At 69.3% G+C, this 16,394-nt stretch carries 14 protein-coding genes; all 14 read right to left on the minus strand.

All coding sequences use genetic code 11. From position 1 onward, the window contains the following. Positions 1-50: 50 nt before the first annotated feature. The 14 genes from typA to JJ685_RS00145 all read right to left on the minus strand — a co-directional run bounded on the left by typA (position 51) and on the right by JJ685_RS00145 (position 16,337). Complete coding sequence (gene typA / locus JJ685_RS00080; protein ID WP_201672143.1) at positions 51-1,880, minus strand: translational GTPase TypA; 1,830 nt, start codon at positions 1,878-1,880, stop codon at positions 51-53. Then, entirely contained in the window at positions 1,877-2,830 is a 954-nt protein-coding gene (truB, locus tag JJ685_RS00085; RefSeq protein ID WP_201672144.1) for a tRNA pseudouridine(55) synthase TruB, read from the minus strand. The genes typA and truB overlap by 4 nt, the downstream gene beginning before the upstream one ends. 3 nt (positions 2,831-2,833) lie before the next feature. Beyond that, positions 2,834-3,202, minus strand: coding sequence for a 30S ribosome-binding factor RbfA (gene rbfA / locus JJ685_RS00090; protein ID WP_201672145.1), 369 nt, complete (start codon positions 3,200-3,202; stop codon positions 2,834-2,836). 158 nt (positions 3,203-3,360) lie between these two features. Then, positions 3,361-6,273 carry a translation initiation factor IF-2 gene (gene infB, locus JJ685_RS00095; protein ID WP_201672146.1) on the minus strand — a complete coding sequence of 971 codons (2,913 nt, stop codon included), beginning with the start codon at positions 6,271-6,273 and terminating at the stop codon, positions 3,361-3,363. Between the two features lie 20 nt (positions 6,274-6,293). Further along, positions 6,294-7,796: a transcription termination factor NusA gene (gene nusA / locus JJ685_RS00100; protein ID WP_201672147.1), complete on the minus strand. Its 1,503-nt coding sequence runs from the start codon at positions 7,794-7,796 to the stop codon at positions 6,294-6,296. Between the two features lie 4 nt (positions 7,797-7,800). Beyond that, positions 7,801-8,367, minus strand: a complete 567-nt coding sequence (rimP, locus tag JJ685_RS00105) for a ribosome maturation factor RimP (protein ID WP_201673638.1) — start codon at positions 8,365-8,367, stop codon at positions 7,801-7,803. A 215-nt stretch (positions 8,368-8,582) separates the two neighbouring features. After that, positions 8,583-9,152 (minus strand): hypothetical protein, encoded by a 570-nt coding sequence (locus tag JJ685_RS00110; protein ID WP_201672148.1) that lies wholly within the window; start codon positions 9,150-9,152, stop codon positions 8,583-8,585. Next, positions 9,149-9,787 carry a nucleotidyltransferase family protein gene (locus JJ685_RS00115; RefSeq protein ID WP_201672149.1) on the minus strand — a complete coding sequence of 213 codons (639 nt, stop codon included), beginning with the start codon at positions 9,785-9,787 and terminating at the stop codon, positions 9,149-9,151. The genes JJ685_RS00110 and JJ685_RS00115 overlap by 4 nt, the downstream gene beginning before the upstream one ends. After that, the gene (locus JJ685_RS00120; protein ID WP_201672150.1) at positions 9,784-10,965 is read right to left on the minus strand and encodes a vWA domain-containing protein; all 1,182 of its coding nucleotides are present in this window, start codon (positions 10,963-10,965) and stop codon (positions 9,784-9,786) included. Before JJ685_RS00120 ends, JJ685_RS00115 begins: the two co-directional genes overlap by 4 nt. Next, complete coding sequence (locus JJ685_RS00125) at positions 10,959-11,852, minus strand: AAA family ATPase (protein ID WP_201672151.1); 894 nt, start codon at positions 11,850-11,852, stop codon at positions 10,959-10,961. The genes JJ685_RS00120 and JJ685_RS00125 overlap by 7 nt, the downstream gene beginning before the upstream one ends. Before the next feature lie 12 nt (positions 11,853-11,864). Continuing rightward, positions 11,865-12,506: an SRPBCC family protein gene (locus JJ685_RS00130; protein WP_201672152.1), complete on the minus strand. Its 642-nt coding sequence runs from the start codon at positions 12,504-12,506 to the stop codon at positions 11,865-11,867. A 39-nt stretch (positions 12,507-12,545) separates the two neighbouring features. Then, positions 12,546-14,951, minus strand: coding sequence for an aerobic carbon-monoxide dehydrogenase large subunit (locus tag JJ685_RS00135; protein WP_201672153.1), 2,406 nt, complete (start codon positions 14,949-14,951; stop codon positions 12,546-12,548). Positions 14,952-14,962: 11 nt separating this feature from the next. Further along, positions 14,963-15,448: a (2Fe-2S)-binding protein gene (locus tag JJ685_RS00140; RefSeq protein WP_201672154.1), complete on the minus strand. Its 486-nt coding sequence runs from the start codon at positions 15,446-15,448 to the stop codon at positions 14,963-14,965. Positions 15,449-15,470: 22 nt separating this feature from the next. Next, positions 15,471-16,337, minus strand: a complete 867-nt coding sequence (locus JJ685_RS00145) for an FAD binding domain-containing protein (protein ID WP_201672155.1) — start codon at positions 16,335-16,337, stop codon at positions 15,471-15,473. Between the last annotated feature and the right edge of the window lie 57 nt (positions 16,338-16,394).

The following is a 16,394-nucleotide window of genomic DNA, read 5'->3' on the forward strand; positions in this document are numbered from 1 at the left end:
TGCGTAACCTTTGCGCCCTCTGCGTTCGGCTGTTCGGTTTTCCCCCGATCTTACGCGGCCTCGCGCACCGCGCGCTTGCGCTCGTGCTCCTTCAGGAAGCGCTTGCGCAGGCGGATCGACTTGGGCGTGATCTCCACCAGTTCGTCGTCCTCGATGAACTCCACGCCGTATTCCAGCGTGAGGTCGATCGGCGGCGTGACCTTGATCGCGTCTTCCTTGCCGGAGACGCGGAAGTTGGTCAGCTGCTTGGTGCGGGTGGCGTTGACCACCAGGTCGTTGTCGCGGTTGTGCACGCCGACGATCATGCCCTCGTACACCGGGTCGTTCGCCTTCACGAACATGCGGCCGCGGTCGTCCAGCTTGCCCAGCGCGTAGGTGAAGATCTCGCCGTCGTCCATGGAGATCAGCACGCCGTTCTTGCGGCTGGCGATCTCGCCCTTGTACGGCTCGTAGCCGTCGAAGATGCTGGCGATCAGGCCCGAGCCGCGGGTCAGGTTCATGAACTCGTTGGAAAAGCCGATCAGGCCCCGCGCCGGGATGCGGTACTCCAGGCGCACGCGGCCCCGGCCGTCCGGCTCCATGTTCACCAGCTCGCCCTTGCGCTCGCCCAGGGCCTGCATCACGCCGCCCTGGTGCTGGTCCTCGATGTCCACCGTGACCAGTTCGATCGGCTCGGTCTTGACGCCGTTCTCCTCGTGGAACAGCACGCGCGGCTTGGACACGGCCAGCTCGTAGCCCTCGCGGCGCATGTTCTCCACCAGGATGGTCAGGTGCAGTTCGCCCCGGCCCATCACCTGGAACACGCCTTCCTCGGCGGTCTCGTTGACGCGCAGCGCCACGTTGGACTGCAGTTCCTTCTGCAGGCGGTCCCAGATCTGGCGGCTGGTGACGTACTTGCCTTCGCGGCCGGCCAGCGGCGAGGTGTTGACGCAGAAGTTCATGGTCAGCGTCGGCTCGTCCACCTTCAGCATCGGCAGCGGCAGCGGGTTCAGCGGGTCGGTGATCGTCACGCCGATGCCGATGTCCTCGATGCCGTTGATCAGGACGATGTCGCCCGGACCGGCTTCCTTCACCTGCACGCGGTCGAGGCCCTCGAAGGTCAGGACCTGGTTGATGCGGCCGCGGAACTGCTTGCCGTCCGGACCTTCCATCACCAGCACGTCGGTGGCCGGGCGGAGGCTGCCCTGGTTGATGCGGCCCACGCCGATGCGGCCCACGAAGCTGGAGTAGTCCAGCGCGGAGATCTGCAGCTGCAGCGGCGCCGTGTCGTCGCCTTCGTGCTGCGGCACGTGTTGCAGGATGGTGTCGAACAGGGCCGCCATGTCGGGGCCCCACTGCTCGCCCGGCTCGCCCTCTTCCAGCGAGGACCAGCCGTTGATGCCGGAGGCGTAGACCACCGGGAAATCGAGCTGTTCGTCGGTGGCGCCGAGCTTGTCGAACAGGTCGAAGGCGGCGTTGATCACCTTGTCGGGGTTGGCGCCGGGCTTGTCGACCTTGTTCACGACCACGATCGGGCGCAGGCCCAGGGCCAGCGCCTTCTTGGTCACGAAGCGGGTCTGCGGCATCGGGCCTTCCTGGGCGTCGATCAGCAGCAGCACGCCGTCCACCATGGACAGGGCGCGCTCCACCTCGCCGCCGAAGTCGGCGTGCCCAGGGGTGTCGACGATGTTGATGTGGGTGCCCTTCCAGCTGACGGCGCAGTTCTTGGCCAGGATGGTGATGCCGCGCTCGCGCTCGATCGCGTTGTTGTCCATCACGGTGTCGACCACCTTCTCGTGGTCCGCGAAGGTGCCGGACTGGCGCAGCAGCTGGTCCACCATGGTGGTCTTGCCGTGGTCGACGTGGGCGATGATGGCGATGTTGCGGATTTGCGTCTTCATACGTTCTCTGGCTCGGCCACGCCGAGGATTTGCTGGATTTCGATCGGGCTCAGCAGGCGGGAGGGGATCAGTTCCCCCGCCTTCACATGGGCGGTCCCGAGGAGCGTGCTGGGCGATTCCCCGAAGACTGCGGCGGTTTCCGTGTCGCGCCAGCCGCCGCGGCGGCGCATGCCGCTGAGGAAGCGGCCGGATTCTTGCGGGGCCAGCGTGACACGCGTGTGTCCCGCCAGCAGGGCCTCCACCGGAAGCAGGCGGGCCCCTCTTTCAGACTCGGGCAGCGCCTCGAGTTCCGCCAACGTCAGGCATTGCGAAGCATCGAAGGGCCCGGTGACGATTCTTCTCAGGGCCACCAGGTGGGCGCCGCAGCCGAGGGCCAGGCCGATGTCCTCGCCGAGCGTGCGGATGTAGGTGCCCTTGCTGACCCTGGCCACGATCTTCAGCAGGTCCGGCGCCTCGAGGCTCAGCCGGAGGTCGAAGATCGAGACTTGGCGCGGCTCGCGTTCCACCTCGACGCCGGCCCGCGCGTATTCATAGAGCGCCTTGCCGTCCTTCTTCAAGGCGCTGTACATCGGCGGGACCTGGGTGATGGGCCCCGTGAACCGCGCCTGGACCTGGGCCAGCCGTTCCGCCGGGATGGCGGGCACCTCGCGCCGCTCGATCACCTCGCCTTCGCTGTCGCCCGAAGCCGTGCGCACGCCCAGTCGGGCCACCGCCCCGTAGGTCTTGTCGGCGTCCAGGTGGAGCTGGCTGAACTTCGTCGCCGCCCCGAAGCACAGCGGCAGCACGCCGGTCGCCATGGGGTCGAGCGTGCCGGTGTGGCCGGCCTTTTCCGCCCGCAGCAGCCACTTGGCCTTCTGCAGGGCGTCGTTGCTGGAAAGGCCCAGCGGCTTGTCGAGCAGAAGCACCCCATGCACAGGGCGCCTCTGCACCCTGGTGCGTGGCGCGTTCACGTGCTAGTCGTCCTTGGAACGGGAAGAGACCGCCTTGGCGATCAGGGCGTTCATGTCGGCCGCGCGCTCGGTGGTGCGGTCGAAGTGGAAGTGCAGCGTCGGCACGGTGTGGATGTGCAGGCGCTTGAACAGGTGGTTGCGCAGGAAGCCCGCGGCCTGGTTCAGCGCGTCCTCGGTTTCCTGCGCGTCGCCCACCAGGATGCTGAAGAACACCTTGGCGTGGGCGTAGTCCGGCGTCACCTCCACGGCATTGACCGTGACCATCCCCACCCGCGGATCCTTCAGCTCGCGCGCGATCAGCTCCGTCAGGTCGCGCTGGATCTGGTCCGCGATCTGGTAGCTGCGGTTGGGTTTGGACGACTTCTTGGGCATGGCGGGGTCGGTGCGCTTGCTGGGGAAAACCAGATACCGAACGCAGAGGTCGCAGAGGTTACGCGGAGGACGCAGAAAAATCCTTCAAAAGGATGTTCTTCTGCGCCCTTTGCGTTCTTTTGCGTCCTCTGCGTTCGGCTGTTCGGTTTACCTGCTGTTTACAGCGTCCGCGCAATCTCCTTGACCTCGAAGAACTCGAGCTGGTCGCCTTCCTTGATGTCGTTGTAGTTCTTCAGCTTGATGCCGCACTCGAAGCCTTCCTTGACTTCGCGCACGTCGTCCTTCACGCGCTTGAGCGACTCCAGTTCGCCCGTGTAGATCACCACGTTGTCGCGCAGCAGGCGGAAGTGCGCGCTGCGGGTGACCATGCCGTTGGTGACGTAGCAGCCGGCCACCGTGCCGATCTTGGACGCCACGAACACGGTGCGGATCTCGGCCGAGCCGATGACCTCTTCCCGCTTCTCCGGCGCCAGCATCCCGGACATCGCCGCCTTCAGTTCATCCACGGCGTCGTAGATGATGTTGTAGTAGCGCAGCTCGATGCCGTTGCCCTCGGCCAGCTTGCGCGCGCCGGCGTCGGCCCGCACGTTGAAGCCGATGATGAGGGCCTTGGAGGCGATCGCCAGGTTGACGTCCGACTCGCTGATGCCGCCGACGGCGGCATACACCATCTGCACCTTGACTTCTTCGTTGGACAGCTTCAGCAGCGATTGCGCCAGCGCTTCCTGCGAGCCCTGCACGTCCGCCTTCACGATGATCGGCAGCGTCTTCACCTCGCCGGCCGTCATGTCCGCGAACATGTTCTCCAGCTTGGCGGCCTGCTGCCTGGCCAGCTTCGTGTTGCGGAACTTGCCGGCACGGTAGGTGGCGATCTCGCGCGCGCGGCGCTCGTCGGCCATCACCATGAACTCGTCGCCGGCCTGCGGCACTTCCGTCAGGCCCTGGATCTCCACCGGAATGGAGGGGCCCGCGCCCTTGATCGACTTGCCGTTCTCGTCCAGCATGGCGCGCACGCGGCCATAGGTCTGGCCCGCGAGCACGACGTCGCCGGTCTTCAGCGTGCCGGACTGCACCAGCACCGTCGCGACCGGGCCGCGGCCCTTGTCCAGCTGCGCTTCGATCACGAGGCCCTTGGCCATCGCATCCACCGGCGCCTTCAGTTCCAGCACTTCGGCCTGCAGCAGCACCTGCTCGAGCAGGTCGTCGATGCCCTGCCCGGTCTTGGCCGACACCGCCACGAACGGCGACTCGCCGCCGTACTCTTCCGGCACGACCTGCTCGACCACCAGTTCCTGCTTCACACGGTCGGCGTTGGCATCCGGCTTGTCGATCTTGTTGATCGCCACCACGATCGGAACGCCCGCCGCCTTCGCGTGCTTGATGGCTTCCCTGGTCTGCGGCATGACGCCGTCGTCCGCGGCCACCACCAGGATCACGATGTCGGTCGCCTGCGCGCCGCGGGCCCGCATGGCGGTGAACGCCTCGTGGCCCGGGGTGTCCAGGAAGGAGATCACGCCGCGCGGGGTCTCCACGTGGTAGGCGCCGATGTGCTGCGTGATGCCGCCGGCCTCGCCCGCCGCCACCTTGGCGCGGCGGATGTAGTCCAGCAGCGAGGTCTTGCCGTGGTCGACGTGGCCCATGACCGTGACGACCGGCGCGCGCGGCAGCGCCTCGGCGCTCTGGCCGGACACTTCCTCCTCGGTGAAGGCTTCCGGATCGTCCAGGGCGGCCGTGACCGCCTTGTGGCCCATTTCCTCGACCACGATCATGGCCGTGTCTTGGTCCAGCGACTGGTTGATGGTCACCAGCTGGCCCATCTTCATCAGGGCCTTGATCACCTCGGAGGCCTTCACGGCCATCTTGTGCGCAAGTTCGGAGACCGTGATGGTCTCCGGCACGTGCACTTCGATGATGCGCTGTTCCGTCGGCGCGGCGGCGGCCTGGCGGTCGTCGCGGTCGCCCCGGTGGTCCCGGCGGCCACCACGCGGGCCGCCACGCCACGCATTGCGGCCGACGCCACCCGACGAATCGCCGCGGGTCTTGATTTCCTTCTTCTTGGCCGGATCGTTGGCCCAGCTGGAAGACAGCTTGGCCGACTTGACTTCCTTGCCGGCGCCGCCGGGGGCGGCGGGCGCGGCCGCGGGCGCACCGGGGCCGCCCGCGCGCGCCTGCGTCGGCGGCTTGTGCAGCGTGCCCTTCACGCCCGGCTTGGCGGGCTCCGGCGCCTTGGCGACCGGCTTGGCCTCTTCCGGCTTCTTGGCCACCAGCACCTTCTTGGGCTGGGCCATCATGGAACGGATCGCGGCGGCTTCGGCCTCCGCCTTGCGGCGGCGCTCCTGCAGGTCGCGGGCGCGCGCGGCCTCTTCGTCGGCACGCTTCTTCGATTCGGCGGCGGCCTTCTCCCGCGCTTCGGCGGCGGCCTTGTCGCGCGCCTCGGCCTGCGCCTTGGCGACGGCCTGGGCGGCTTCCGCTTCGGCGGCGCGGGCGGCGCTGGCACCGGCGACGGCGGCGGCCTTCGCCTCCTCCTCCTGGCGCGCCTTCTCGGCACGGACTTCTTCCGCGGCGCGGGCTTCCTCGGCGGCGCGCTCGCGGGCTTCCTGTTCCTCGCGCTCGCGGCGCTTGGCGGCCAGTTCTTCTTCCTGGCGGCGGATCAGTTCGGCCTGGTGGCGGGCTTCCTCCTCGCGGCGGGCGAGTTCGGAATCGTCCGGACCGGGCGGCGACGGGGGCGCGGCGACCTCGGGGGCTTCCACCACCGCGGTGTCGGCGCCCTCGTCGCGCTTGACGAAGGTGCGCTTCTTGCGCACTTCCACCTGGATCGTGCGGGCCTTGCCGCTCGAGTCCGCCTGCTTGATCTCGCTGGTGGACTTCTTCACCAGGGTGATCTTCTTGCGCTCGGCCGAGGCCGTGCCGTGGCTGGCCTGCAGGTAGCCCAGCAGCTTCTGCTTGTCGGCGTCGGTCAGCGAGTCGGTCGGGGCATTCTTGGCCACGCCGGCGCTGCGCAGCTGCTCCAGCAGCGTCTCGGTCGATTTCTTGAGTTCATGCGCGAACTCGGCGACGGTAGTACTAGACATGTTCTGTTCGTCCCCTCCCCTCACTCGTGCGCCGCGGCGGCCGGCTGGCCGGCGAACCAGTGTTCGCGCGCCTTCATGATCAGGGTCTTGGCCTCTTCCGCGGACTGGCCAGTAATGTCCGTGAGTTCGTCGACGGCCAGGTCGGCCAGGTCGTCGCGGGTGTGAACGCCGGCATCGGCCAGCTTGGCGATCAGCTGCGGGTTGAGGCCGTCGAGGTCGCGCAGGTCCTGCGACACCTCCTCGACGCTCTCCTCGCGCGCGATCTCCATCGTCAGCAAGGCGTCCTTGGCGCGCGTGCGCAGCTCGTTGACCGTGTCCTCGTCGAAGGACTCGATCTCCAGCATCTCCTGCAATGGCACGTAGGCGACTTCCTCGAGGCTGGTGAAGCCCTCGACGATGAGGATGTCGGCGATCTCCTCGTCGACATCGAGTTTCTCCATGAACAGCGCGCGCAGCGTCTGCTGCTCCTCGGCCTGCTTCTGGGCCGATTCGTTGGCGTCCATGATGTTGATCTTCCAGCCGGTCAGCTCCGACGCGAGGCGGACGTTCTGGCCGCCGCGGCCGATCGCGATGGCGAGGTTCTCCTCGTCCACCACCACGTCCATCGCGTGCTTCTCCTCGTCGACGACGATGGAGCTCACGTTGGCGGGCGCCAGGGCGCCGATCACGAACTGCGCCGGATCCTCGGACCACAGCACGATGTCGACGCGCTCGCCGGCCAGCTCGTTGGTCACGGCGTTGACGCGCGAGCCGCGCACGCCGACGCAGGTGCCGATGGGGTCGACGCGCTTGTCGTGCGAGATCACGGCGATCTTGGCGCGCGAGCCCGGGTCGCGGGCGCAGCTCTTGATCTCCAGCAGGCCCTGCTCGATCTCGGGCACTTCCTGGCGGAACAGCTCGATCATGAATTCGGGGGCCGCGCGCGACAGGATGATGGGCGCGCCGCGCAGCGTCAGGTCCACTTCCATGATCATGGCGCGGACGCGATCGCCGTTGCGCAGGTTCTCCTTGGGGATCATCTCGCCGCGGCGCAGGCGTCCCTCGACGCGGCCGCTCTCGACGATGATGTCGCCCTTGTCCATACGCTTGACGGTGCCCACGAAGATCTTGTCGCCGCGCGACATGAAGTCGTTCAGCAGCATCTCGCGCTCGGCGTCGCGGATCTTCTGCAGGATCACCTGCTTGGCGGCCATGGCGCCGATGCGGCCGATCGGCAGCGACTCGATGCCCTCCTCGATGTGCTCGCCCGGCTCGACGTCGGCGACGCGCTCCTTGGCGTCCATCAGGAGTTCCTCGGCGTCGGGGTTCTGCAGGCCCTGCTCGTCCGGCACCACCAGCCAGCGGCGGAAGGTCTCGTAGACCCCGGTGTCGCGATCGATCGCCACGCGGATGTCGACTTCGCCGTGGTAGAGCTTCTTGGTCGCCTGGGCAAGCGCGGCCTCGACCGCGCCAAACACGACATCGCGTTCCACGTTCTTCTCGCGCGAGATGGCATCCACCAGCATCAACAGTTCGCGATTCATGTCCCTACTCCTGAACCCCGGCGCGCTTGCGCCCCTTGAAATCCACAATTGGCGCCAGACGGGCGTCCTTCACCTCGTCCAGCGTGAACCCCAGCACCTGCACGGTGGCTGGCTCCTTTTTCTTGACCCGCTTCTGCCCCGGCTGCGGCGCCGGCGGCTCGTCGTTCCAGGCGATCTCCCAGCCGGCGTCGGCCCGCTGCAGCGTGCCGCGGAACTTGCGGCGGTTGGCAGCGACCTGGCCAGCAGCCGCGGCGCCCATGGGCGCCTTCAGCGTGACATCGATCACCTCGCCGGCAAAGCGTTCGAAATCCTTCTCGCCGCGCAGGGGGCGATCGATTCCGGGCGACGAGACCTCGAGGCGCTTATAGTCGATATTCTCGACCTCCAGCGTGTATTGGAGCTGGCGCGTGACGCGCTCGCAATCCTCGACGTTGACGGACCGCTCCTCCTCGCCGGCTTCCCAGGGGAAGTCGATGGTCACGCGCAGCGTGCCCCCGGCGGAGCGTTCCAGCTCCACCAGTTCGTAGCCGAGTCCGGCCACCGTTTGGGCGACGAGTTCGTGAATTGCCAAGGTCGTGGGTCGATTCGCCAAAAAAAACGGGCGGTTGGTAACCCGCCCGTTTGGTCGTGAAGCCGGTATTGTAGCGGCCAAAGCCTTGACTCGCAAGGGTTCAGGGCCCTTTTCACGCATTCCGCGCGGGGCCCTCGGGCGGCTGCGGCCCGGGGGCCGCGACCTTCAGGAAGCTGGCAGCACCGGCGCCGATTTCAAGGGCGCACGCCCGCGGGTCAAGGGCGCCTGCCCGCGGGCGGCCGGGGCCCCAGGCTCAGCCGCACCAGCCCCTGCACCAGGGTGACGCTGGCCACCATGCCCCACACCATGCCGGCGAACATGCCCGCCAGCACCGCGGCGGGCTCGCGCACGGCCTGCGCCCAGCCGGCGAGTTCGAGGAACACCAGCGAGCCGGCCGCCATCCCCACCACCATCCAGGCGGAGCAGACCAGATTCTGGCCCAGCTGGGCGCAGAGCTGGCGGCGGCAGCCGCGGCGCAGGCGCGGCATGAGGGGCAGCACCAGCAGGCCGCCCCCCAGCATCCCGAGGTGCGCCAGCGGCAACTGGGTCACGTGCAGCAGCACCATCGCGCCGAGGTCGGTCGGACCGGTGCAGAGGGACGACAGCGTGGCGAGCCCGCCCGAATGCGCATCCACCGCCATGCCAGCCAGCATGCCGACGGCACCGAGCAGCAGCATCCATTGCGGGGAGTTCAGGCCGCCGCGGGCGGGGCGCAGCTTGGCGAGCGCCAGCAGGCCGGCCAGGACCAGGGCGACGCCGAGGGCGGCCCAGGCGCTGCCGGTCATGTCAGGGCCTCCGCCGGCTGGGCCAGGCGTTCCAGCACGCGACGGTACGCTTCGGGCGTGTCGCAGTCCGTGGTGAAGCGGTCGTGCGCCGCGTCGTACCAGAAGGTTTCCTCCGGGTACTGCTGGGCCAGCCGGCGGCAGCCGATCAGCCGGCGGCCGGCCGCGACCTCGGGCGCATAGGCGGCGGCGAACACGATCGGGTTGCCGCGCTCCCCGCCGAAGCGCGGGATCACGATGGAGCTGTCCGGATGGGCCAGGTAGACGTCCATGAGCTCCTGCAGGTCCTCGGTGCGCAGGAGCGGCAGGTCGCCGGGGCAGACGAAGATCGCGTCCGTGGCCTGCGCGAGGGCGGCGACGCCGGCGGCCACCGAACGCATCTGGCCGTCCTCCCACAGCAGGTTGGGCTGCACGGTCACGGGCAGGTCCAGCACGGCGCGCGTGATCTCGCGCCCCTGCCAGCCGGTGACGACGACCGTCTCCTGCACGCCGGCGGCGAGCACCGTGCGCACGGTGCGCCGCACCAGGGGCTCGCCTCCGAAGTCCACCAGCAGCTTGTTGGCGCCCTCCATGCGCGAAGACTGGCCCGCGGCGAGGACGACCGCGGAAAAGCGGGTGGTGGAACGGTCGGCGGTCATTGCAGTGCCTCCAGGAGTTCGGGCAGGACGGCGCGGATGCTCGCCAGGTCGCCGCCGGGTGCGAGCAGGTCCAGGTGCGGCAGCGCCGCCTGCATGCCCTGGCTCACCGGTGCGAAGCCCGGCCGGCTGCACAGGGGGTTGAGCCACACGATGCGGCGGGCGCGCCGCCGCAGCTGCGCGAGCGCGGCGGACAAGCGGGCCGGCTCGCCGGTGTCGTAGCCGTCGCTCATCACGACGATGGCGGTGCGCGAGTGCACCAGGCGCGCGGCGTGTTCGGCGTTGAACTGCGCGAGGCTTTCGCCGATGCGCGTTCCGCCGCCCCAGCCCTGCGCCAGCAGGTGCAATCGCTCCTGGGCGCGCCAGGGGTCCGGGTCGCGCAGGGCTTCCGACACCGCCGTGACGCGGGTGTGGAAGATGAAGGTGTGGACGTCGGCCAGCTCGCCGCTGAGCGCCCGCGCCAGGCGCAGGTAGAAGAAGCTGTAGGCCGCCATCGAGCGGCTCACGTCCAGCAGCAGCACGAGGCGCGGCCGCACGCGGCGCGGCGCCTGCCAGGCCAGGCGGATCGGCGTGCCGCCGCTTTCGACGCTGCGGCGGATGGTGGCCTGCAGGGCGAGGCGGCGCCGCTGGTGGGCGCGCGCCATGCGGCGCAGGCGGATCTGCTTCAGGCGGCGCGCAAGCTGGCGCATGAGGGCGTCGATGTCCAGCGCGTGCTCGCGCGCCAGATCGCGGAAGTCGGTGGAGGCGAGGGACTCGGCGCGGCTGGCGGCGGCGCGCGGACGCAGCGGGTCGCCCTGCTCCCGCCCCGGCTCGCCGGTGCCGGCGCGGGTGGCGGCGGACTGCATCCCGGCCTCGACGCTGCGCCGCTGCGGCGCGGCCCACCGGTTGGCGGGGAGAAACCAGGCGTCGAAGAGATCGTCGAAGCGGCGCCATTCGTCGCAGCGGCCGCACAGGAGGGCCTGGAGGCTCCAGCGCAGGACCTCGGCGTCGAGCACGCCGACGTCGCGGGCGGTGCGCAGCACCTGCACGGCGTCGGCGGCGCCGACGACGAAGCCGTTGGCGCGGAGGAAGGCGGGGAAGCCGGCGAGGCGGTCGCCGGCGCGGGATTCGAGGAAGCCATGGATTCCTGCCTCCGCGGGGATGACGGCGGGGGCTGGGATGGCGGAAGCGGCGTTCAGCATGCCGCCGCCAATCGCGCGACCGCTTCGCGAGGGAAGGCGGCACGGTCGTCGCGGGTCTTGATCAGCGCGCCCAGGGTTTCCAGGATACGCTCGGCGCCGTCGCGCTCGATCACCGAGATGCCCAGGCGCAGCAGCGCCGCCGTCCAGTCCAGCGTCTCGGCGATTCCCGGCTTCTTCTGCAGCTCCATGCGGCGCACGCCCTGCACGAAGGACACGATCTGGCGTGCCAGCCCCGGCGCGGCCTGCGGCGCCTTCAGGCGCACGATCGCCAGTTCCTTCTCGGCGTCGGGATAGTCGATGTACTGGTAGAGGCAGCGCCGCCGCAGCGCATCCGACAGCTCGCGGGTGCCGTTGGAGGTGATCACCACCAGCGGCCGCGTCGTGGCTCGCACGGTCCCCAGTTCGGGGATCGAGAGCTGGAAATCCGACAGCAACTCCAGCAGGTAGGCCTCGAAGGCCTCGTCGGCGCGGTCCACCTCGTCGATCAGAAGCACCGGCGGCTCGGCGCAGGTGATCGCCTCCAGCAGCGGCCTCTTGAGCAGGTAGCGCTCGGAGAAGATGTCCTGCTCCTTCTGCGCCACGCTGCGGGCGTCCTGTTCCAGCAGCTTGATCGCGAGCAGCTGGCGCTGGTAGTTCCACTCGTAGATGGCAGCATGGGTGTCCAGGCCCTCGTAGCACTGCAGCCGGATCAGCCGGGTGGCGCGCACGGACGCCAGCGCCTTCGCGACCTCGGTCTTGCCGACGCCGGCATCGCCTTCCAGCAGCAGCGGCCGCTGCAGGTCCAGCATCAGCAGCAGGGCCGCGGCCAGCGAAGGCTCGGCGATGTAGCCGGCCTGCGCGAGCTGACCCTGGAGGCCGGCGACCTCGTTCCTGCGCGCCTCGGTCACCGGGGGCCCCCTTTACGCCCGCCGGGCCGGAAACAAGTGGTGCAGCCAGTCGCGCAGCATGGCCCACACCAGCGCGAAGCCGTTCAGCTCCCGCTGCGGCGGCGGCGCGGGGGGAATGGGTTCGGGCCCGGGCACGGACACGGCCTCGGCGGCTGGCACGCCCGCCTCCTCCGGTACCTGCACCGGCACCGGCACCGGCACGCTGCCCAGCTTCTCGGCGAAGTTGGCCGCGAACTGCTGCAGCACCTGGTCGGCCACGGCCGACATCAGGCGGCCGCCGAAGGTCGCCGCCTTGCCGCTCACCGAGACCTCGGCGGCGCCCACCAGGCGGCAGGCGGTGGCGCCGGCCTCCTCGATGTGCGCCCGCAGGTCCATCGCCGCGCCCGAGGTGCCGGTCGTGTCGGTGCCGCGGCCCACCAGGAACAGGCTGCGCGCCTCGTCATCGACGTCCTTGACCTGCACCTCCCCCCGGAAGACGAGGCTCGCCGGCCCCATCCGCACGGTCACCGTGCCCTTGATGTCGCGCGGGCCCACCTTCTCGGTGATCCGCGCGCCGGGCATGCAGGCCGCCACCGCCTCCAGGTCCTGCAGCAGGACCCAGGCCGCGGCCGCCGGGCCGCCGAGCGCGAACGATTTCTCCAGTTGCACCTTCATCCGATATCTCCCCGAGGAACCCTGCGTGTGACGAAAGATTCAATGCTTGTCGATGCCGAGCGCGTGGCACTGCTGCCAGACGCGGAACGCCGTGTGCGGCATGTCCATGTGCGTCACCCCCAGGTGCGCGAACGCGTCGATCACCGCGTTGCTGATGCAGGGGATGCCGCCCACGTGCGGCGACTCGGCCACGCCCTTGGCGCCCAGCGGGTGGTGCGGCGAGGGCGTGACGGTATGGTCGGTCTCCCAGCGCGGCGTCTCGACGGCGGTGGGCAGGAAGTAGTCCATCAGGCTGTTGCCCAGGTGGTTGCCGTTCTCGTCGAAGGGCACCTGCTGCCCCATGGCCACCGCGAAGGCCTCGGTCAGCCCGCCGTGGATCTGGCCCTCGATGATCATCGGGTTGATGCGCGTGCCGCAGTCGTCCAGCGCGTAGAAGCGCCGCACCTGGACCTCGCCCGTGTGGCGGTCGATGTCGACCACGCAGACGTAGGCGCCAAAGGGATACGTGAGGTTGGGCGGGTCGTAGTAGGCGACCGCGTTGAGGCCCTGCTCCATCCCGTCGGGGATGTTGCCTGTGTGCGAGGCCATGCAGATCTCCTTCATGGTCTTCGCGGCCTCGGGATTGCCCCTGACGCGGAAGCGGTCCACCTCCCACTCCAGGTCGCCCTCGCCCACTTCCAGCAGGTGGGCGGCGATCTGGCGCGCCTTCTCCTTGATCTTGCGCGCGGCCTTCGCGGTGGCGGCGCCGGACACCGGCGTCGAACGCGAGCCCCAGGTGCCCGCGCCGTAGGGCGCCTTGTCGGTGTCGCCCTCTTCCACCACGATGTCGCTGGCCGGCAGGCCCAGCTCGGTGGCGATGATCTGCGCGTAGGTGGTCGCGTGGCCCTGGCCCTGGCTCATGGTGCCCAGGCGGGCGATCACGCCGCCGGTGGGATGGACGCGGATCTCGCAGCTGTCGAACAGCCCGATGCCCAGGATGTCGCAGGCCTTGGTGGGGCCGGCGCCCACGATCTCGGTGAAGGTGGAGATGCCGATCCCCATCAGCTCGCCCTTCGCCCGCTTCTCGGCCTGCTCGCGCCGCAGCCCTTCGTAGTCGACCGCCCTCAGCACCTTCTCCAGCGCCGGGGCGTAGTCGCCGCTGTCCAGCGTCCAGCCCATGGAGGTGGTGTACGGGAACTGCTCCTTCGCCACGAAGTTGCGGCGGCGGATCTCGGCCTTGTCGATCCCGAGCTTCTGGGCCAGCACGTCGATCATCCGTTCGATCAGGTACACGGCCTCGGTCACCCGCAGCGAGCACCGGTAGGCCACGCCGCCCGGCGCCTTGTTGGTGTAGACCGCATCCACCCGGCAGTAGGCATTGGGGATCGCGTAGGAGCCGGTGCAGATCGAGAACAGGCCGGCCGGGAACTTCGTGGCCGACACGTGCGAATTGAAGGCGCCGTGGTCGGCCAGCGCGGTGAAGCGCAGGCCCTTGATGCGGCCGTCGGTGTCGGCCGCCAGCTCGCCCACGCCGTGGTAGTCGCGGGCGAAGCCGGTGGTCGAGATGTTGTCGATGCGCGACTCGATCCACTTCACCGGCACGCCGGTCACGATGGAGGCGACGATCGCCACCACGTAGCCGGGATACACCGGCACCTTGTTGCCGAAACCGCCGCCGATGTCGCCGCCGACCACGCGGATCTTGCTTTCCGCGATTCCCGACAGCATGGCCAGCACGGTGCGCACCAGGTGCGGCGCCTGGGTGGTCATGTAGACGGTGAGGTAGCCCGTCGCCTTGTTGAAGGAAGCGACGCAGCCGCAGGTCTCCAGCGGGCACGGATGCACGCGCGGGTTCAGGATCTCCTCGCGCACGGTGACGGGCGCGTTGGCGAAGGCGGCGTCGGCGGCCGCCTTGTCGCCGGCTTCCCAGGTGAAGATGTGGTTCGGGTGGGTGCGCGGGCCGTGGCCCACTTCCTTCTTCTCGGCGATGTCCTCGCGGATGACGGGCGCGTCGGCGTCCATCGCCTTCTTCGGATCCACGATGGCCGGCAGTTCCTCGTAGTCGACTTCGACCAGCGCCGCGCCGTCGGCCGCCGCATAGCGGTCGGTGGCCAGCACCATGGCCACTTCCTGCAGCTGGAAGCAGACCTTCTGGTCCGCCAGCACCGCCTGCACGTCGCCGCCCAGCGTGGGCATCCAGTGCAGCTTGACCGGCTTGAGGTCGTCGGCGGTCAGCACCGCCACCACGCCCGGGGACGCCAGCGCCTTGCTCTTGTCGATGCCGCGGATGCGGGCATGCGCGTAGGGGCTGCGCACGAGGGCGCCGAACAGCATGCCCGGGAGCTTGACGTCGTCGACGTAGCTGCCCTGCCCGCGGATGAAGCGGGCGTCCTCCTTGCGCAGCAGGGAGGTGCCCATGCCCTGCAACGCCTCTTCGCGTTGCTGCAGTTCCGACATGTCGCCCATGGTGCTCTCCTTCAGGCGGGTTGCGCAGCGAGCTTCTGCGCGGCGGCCTGCACGGCCTTGACGATGTTCTGGTACCCGGTGCAGCGGCAGAGATTGCCGGAGATCCAGTAGCGGATCTCTTCCTCGCTCGGGTTCGGGTTCTCCTGCAGCAGCCGGTAGGCCCGGGTGATCATGCCGGGCGTGCAGTAGCCGCACTGCAGGCCGTGCTGCTCGTGGAAGGCCTGCTGCAGCGCGTGCAGCGTGCCGTTCTGCTCCAGGCCCTCGATGGTCAGCAGACTCGTGCCCTCGCACTGCACCGTGAGCATGGTGCAGGACTTGACGGACATGCCGTCGAGGTCCACGGTGCAGGCGCCGCAGTGCGAGGTCTCGCAGCCGATGTGCGGGCCGGTGTGCAGCAGCCGCTCGCGCAGCGTGTGGATCAGCAGTTCGCGCGGCTCGACCGCCACGTCGACTTCCTTGCCGTTCAGGGTGAACGACACCAGGATCTTCTGGGCCATGCTCGTCTCCTCGGGTACGTCTTCAGGCGCGGGCGCGGGAATGGGCCTTCAGCAGCGCACGGCGCGTCATCTCGCCGGCCATGGCCCTCTTGTAGTCGGCGTCGCCGCGCTGGTCGGCGACCGGGTCGCAGATCTCCATCGCCAGCCGCGCGGCTTCGGCGAGGCTGGCGTCGTCGAGCGCCTGGCCGACGAGGAAGTCCTCGGCGGCGCTCGCCTTCAGCGGCGTGGCGGCGACGTTGGTGAGCGCGATGCTCGCGCCGGCCACCTTGCCGCCCTGCAGGCGCAGCAGCACCGCGGCAGCCGCGGTGGCGAAGTCGCCGATCTTGCGCTTGAGCTTCTCGTAGGCCCAGCCGGTGCCCGCCGCCGGCACCGGGACCTGGATGCGCGTGAGGACCTCGCCCGGCTGCAGCGCGGTGGCGTACAGGCCGAAGAAGAAGTCGGTGGCCTTCACCAGCCGCTCGCCCTGGGCCCCGCGCAGGACGAAGGTGGCGTCCAGCGCCAGCATCAGCGCGGGATGGTCGTTGCCGGGATCGCCGTGCGAGATGTCGCCGCCGATGGTGCCGCGGTAGCGCACCTGCGGGTCGGCGATGGCGCGCGCGCCCTCCACCAGCAGAGGCACCTTCTGGTGCAGCAGCGCCGACCAGATCAGCTGGTTCTCCGTGGTCATGGCGCCGATGTGGATCTCGTCGCCCACCTCCGCGATGCCCCGCAGGTCCGGAATGCGCCCGAGGTCGATCAGGTGGGCCGGTTGCGCGAAGCGCAGCTTCATCATCGGCAGCAGGCTGTGGCCGCCGGCCAGCAGCCTGGCGTCGTCCCCATAACGGCCCAGCAGTGCGATTGCGTCGGGCAGGCTGGTGGGCGCGTGGTATTCGAACGGGTGGGGTATCACGCTTGTCTCCTCGCACGCCTCACGCCGGGCGTGGTTCGGCCGACTGTAGGAAAACGG

The sequence above is a fragment of the Ramlibacter monticola genome (assembly GCF_016722785.1).
Taxonomy (GTDB): domain Bacteria; phylum Pseudomonadota; class Gammaproteobacteria; order Burkholderiales; family Burkholderiaceae_C; genus Ramlibacter; species Ramlibacter monticola.

Bases quoted from the DNA above. Each gene is read 5' to 3' on its own strand.
- JJ685_RS00120 (WP_201672150.1), bottom strand. From the start codon at position 10,965: ATGCTGAACGCCGCTTCCGCCATCCCAGCCCCCGCCGTCATCCCCGCG.
- nusA (WP_201672147.1), bottom strand. From the start codon at position 7,796: ATGAATCGCGAACTGTTGATGCTGGTGGATGCCATCTCGCGCGAGAAG.
- JJ685_RS00115 (WP_201672149.1), bottom strand. From the start codon at position 9,787: ATGACCGCCGACCGTTCCACCACCCGCTTTTCCGCGGTCGTCCTCGCC.
- JJ685_RS00130 (WP_201672152.1), bottom strand. From the start codon at position 12,506: ATGAAGGTGCAACTGGAGAAATCGTTCGCGCTCGGCGGCCCGGCGGCC.
- JJ685_RS00140 (WP_201672154.1), bottom strand. From the start codon at position 15,448: ATGGCCCAGAAGATCCTGGTGTCGTTCACCCTGAACGGCAAGGAAGTC.
- rbfA (WP_201672145.1), bottom strand. From the start codon at position 3,202: ATGCCCAAGAAGTCGTCCAAACCCAACCGCAGCTACCAGATCGCGGAC.
- infB (WP_201672146.1), bottom strand. From the start codon at position 6,273: ATGTCTAGTACTACCGTCGCCGAGTTCGCGCATGAACTCAAGAAATCG.
- JJ685_RS00110 (WP_201672148.1), bottom strand. From the start codon at position 9,152: ATGACCGGCAGCGCCTGGGCCGCCCTCGGCGTCGCCCTGGTCCTGGCC.
- typA (WP_201672143.1), bottom strand. From the start codon at position 1,880: ATGAAGACGCAAATCCGCAACATCGCCATCATCGCCCACGTCGACCAC.
- JJ685_RS00135 (WP_201672153.1), bottom strand. From the start codon at position 14,951: ATGGGCGACATGTCGGAACTGCAGCAACGCGAAGAGGCGTTGCAGGGC.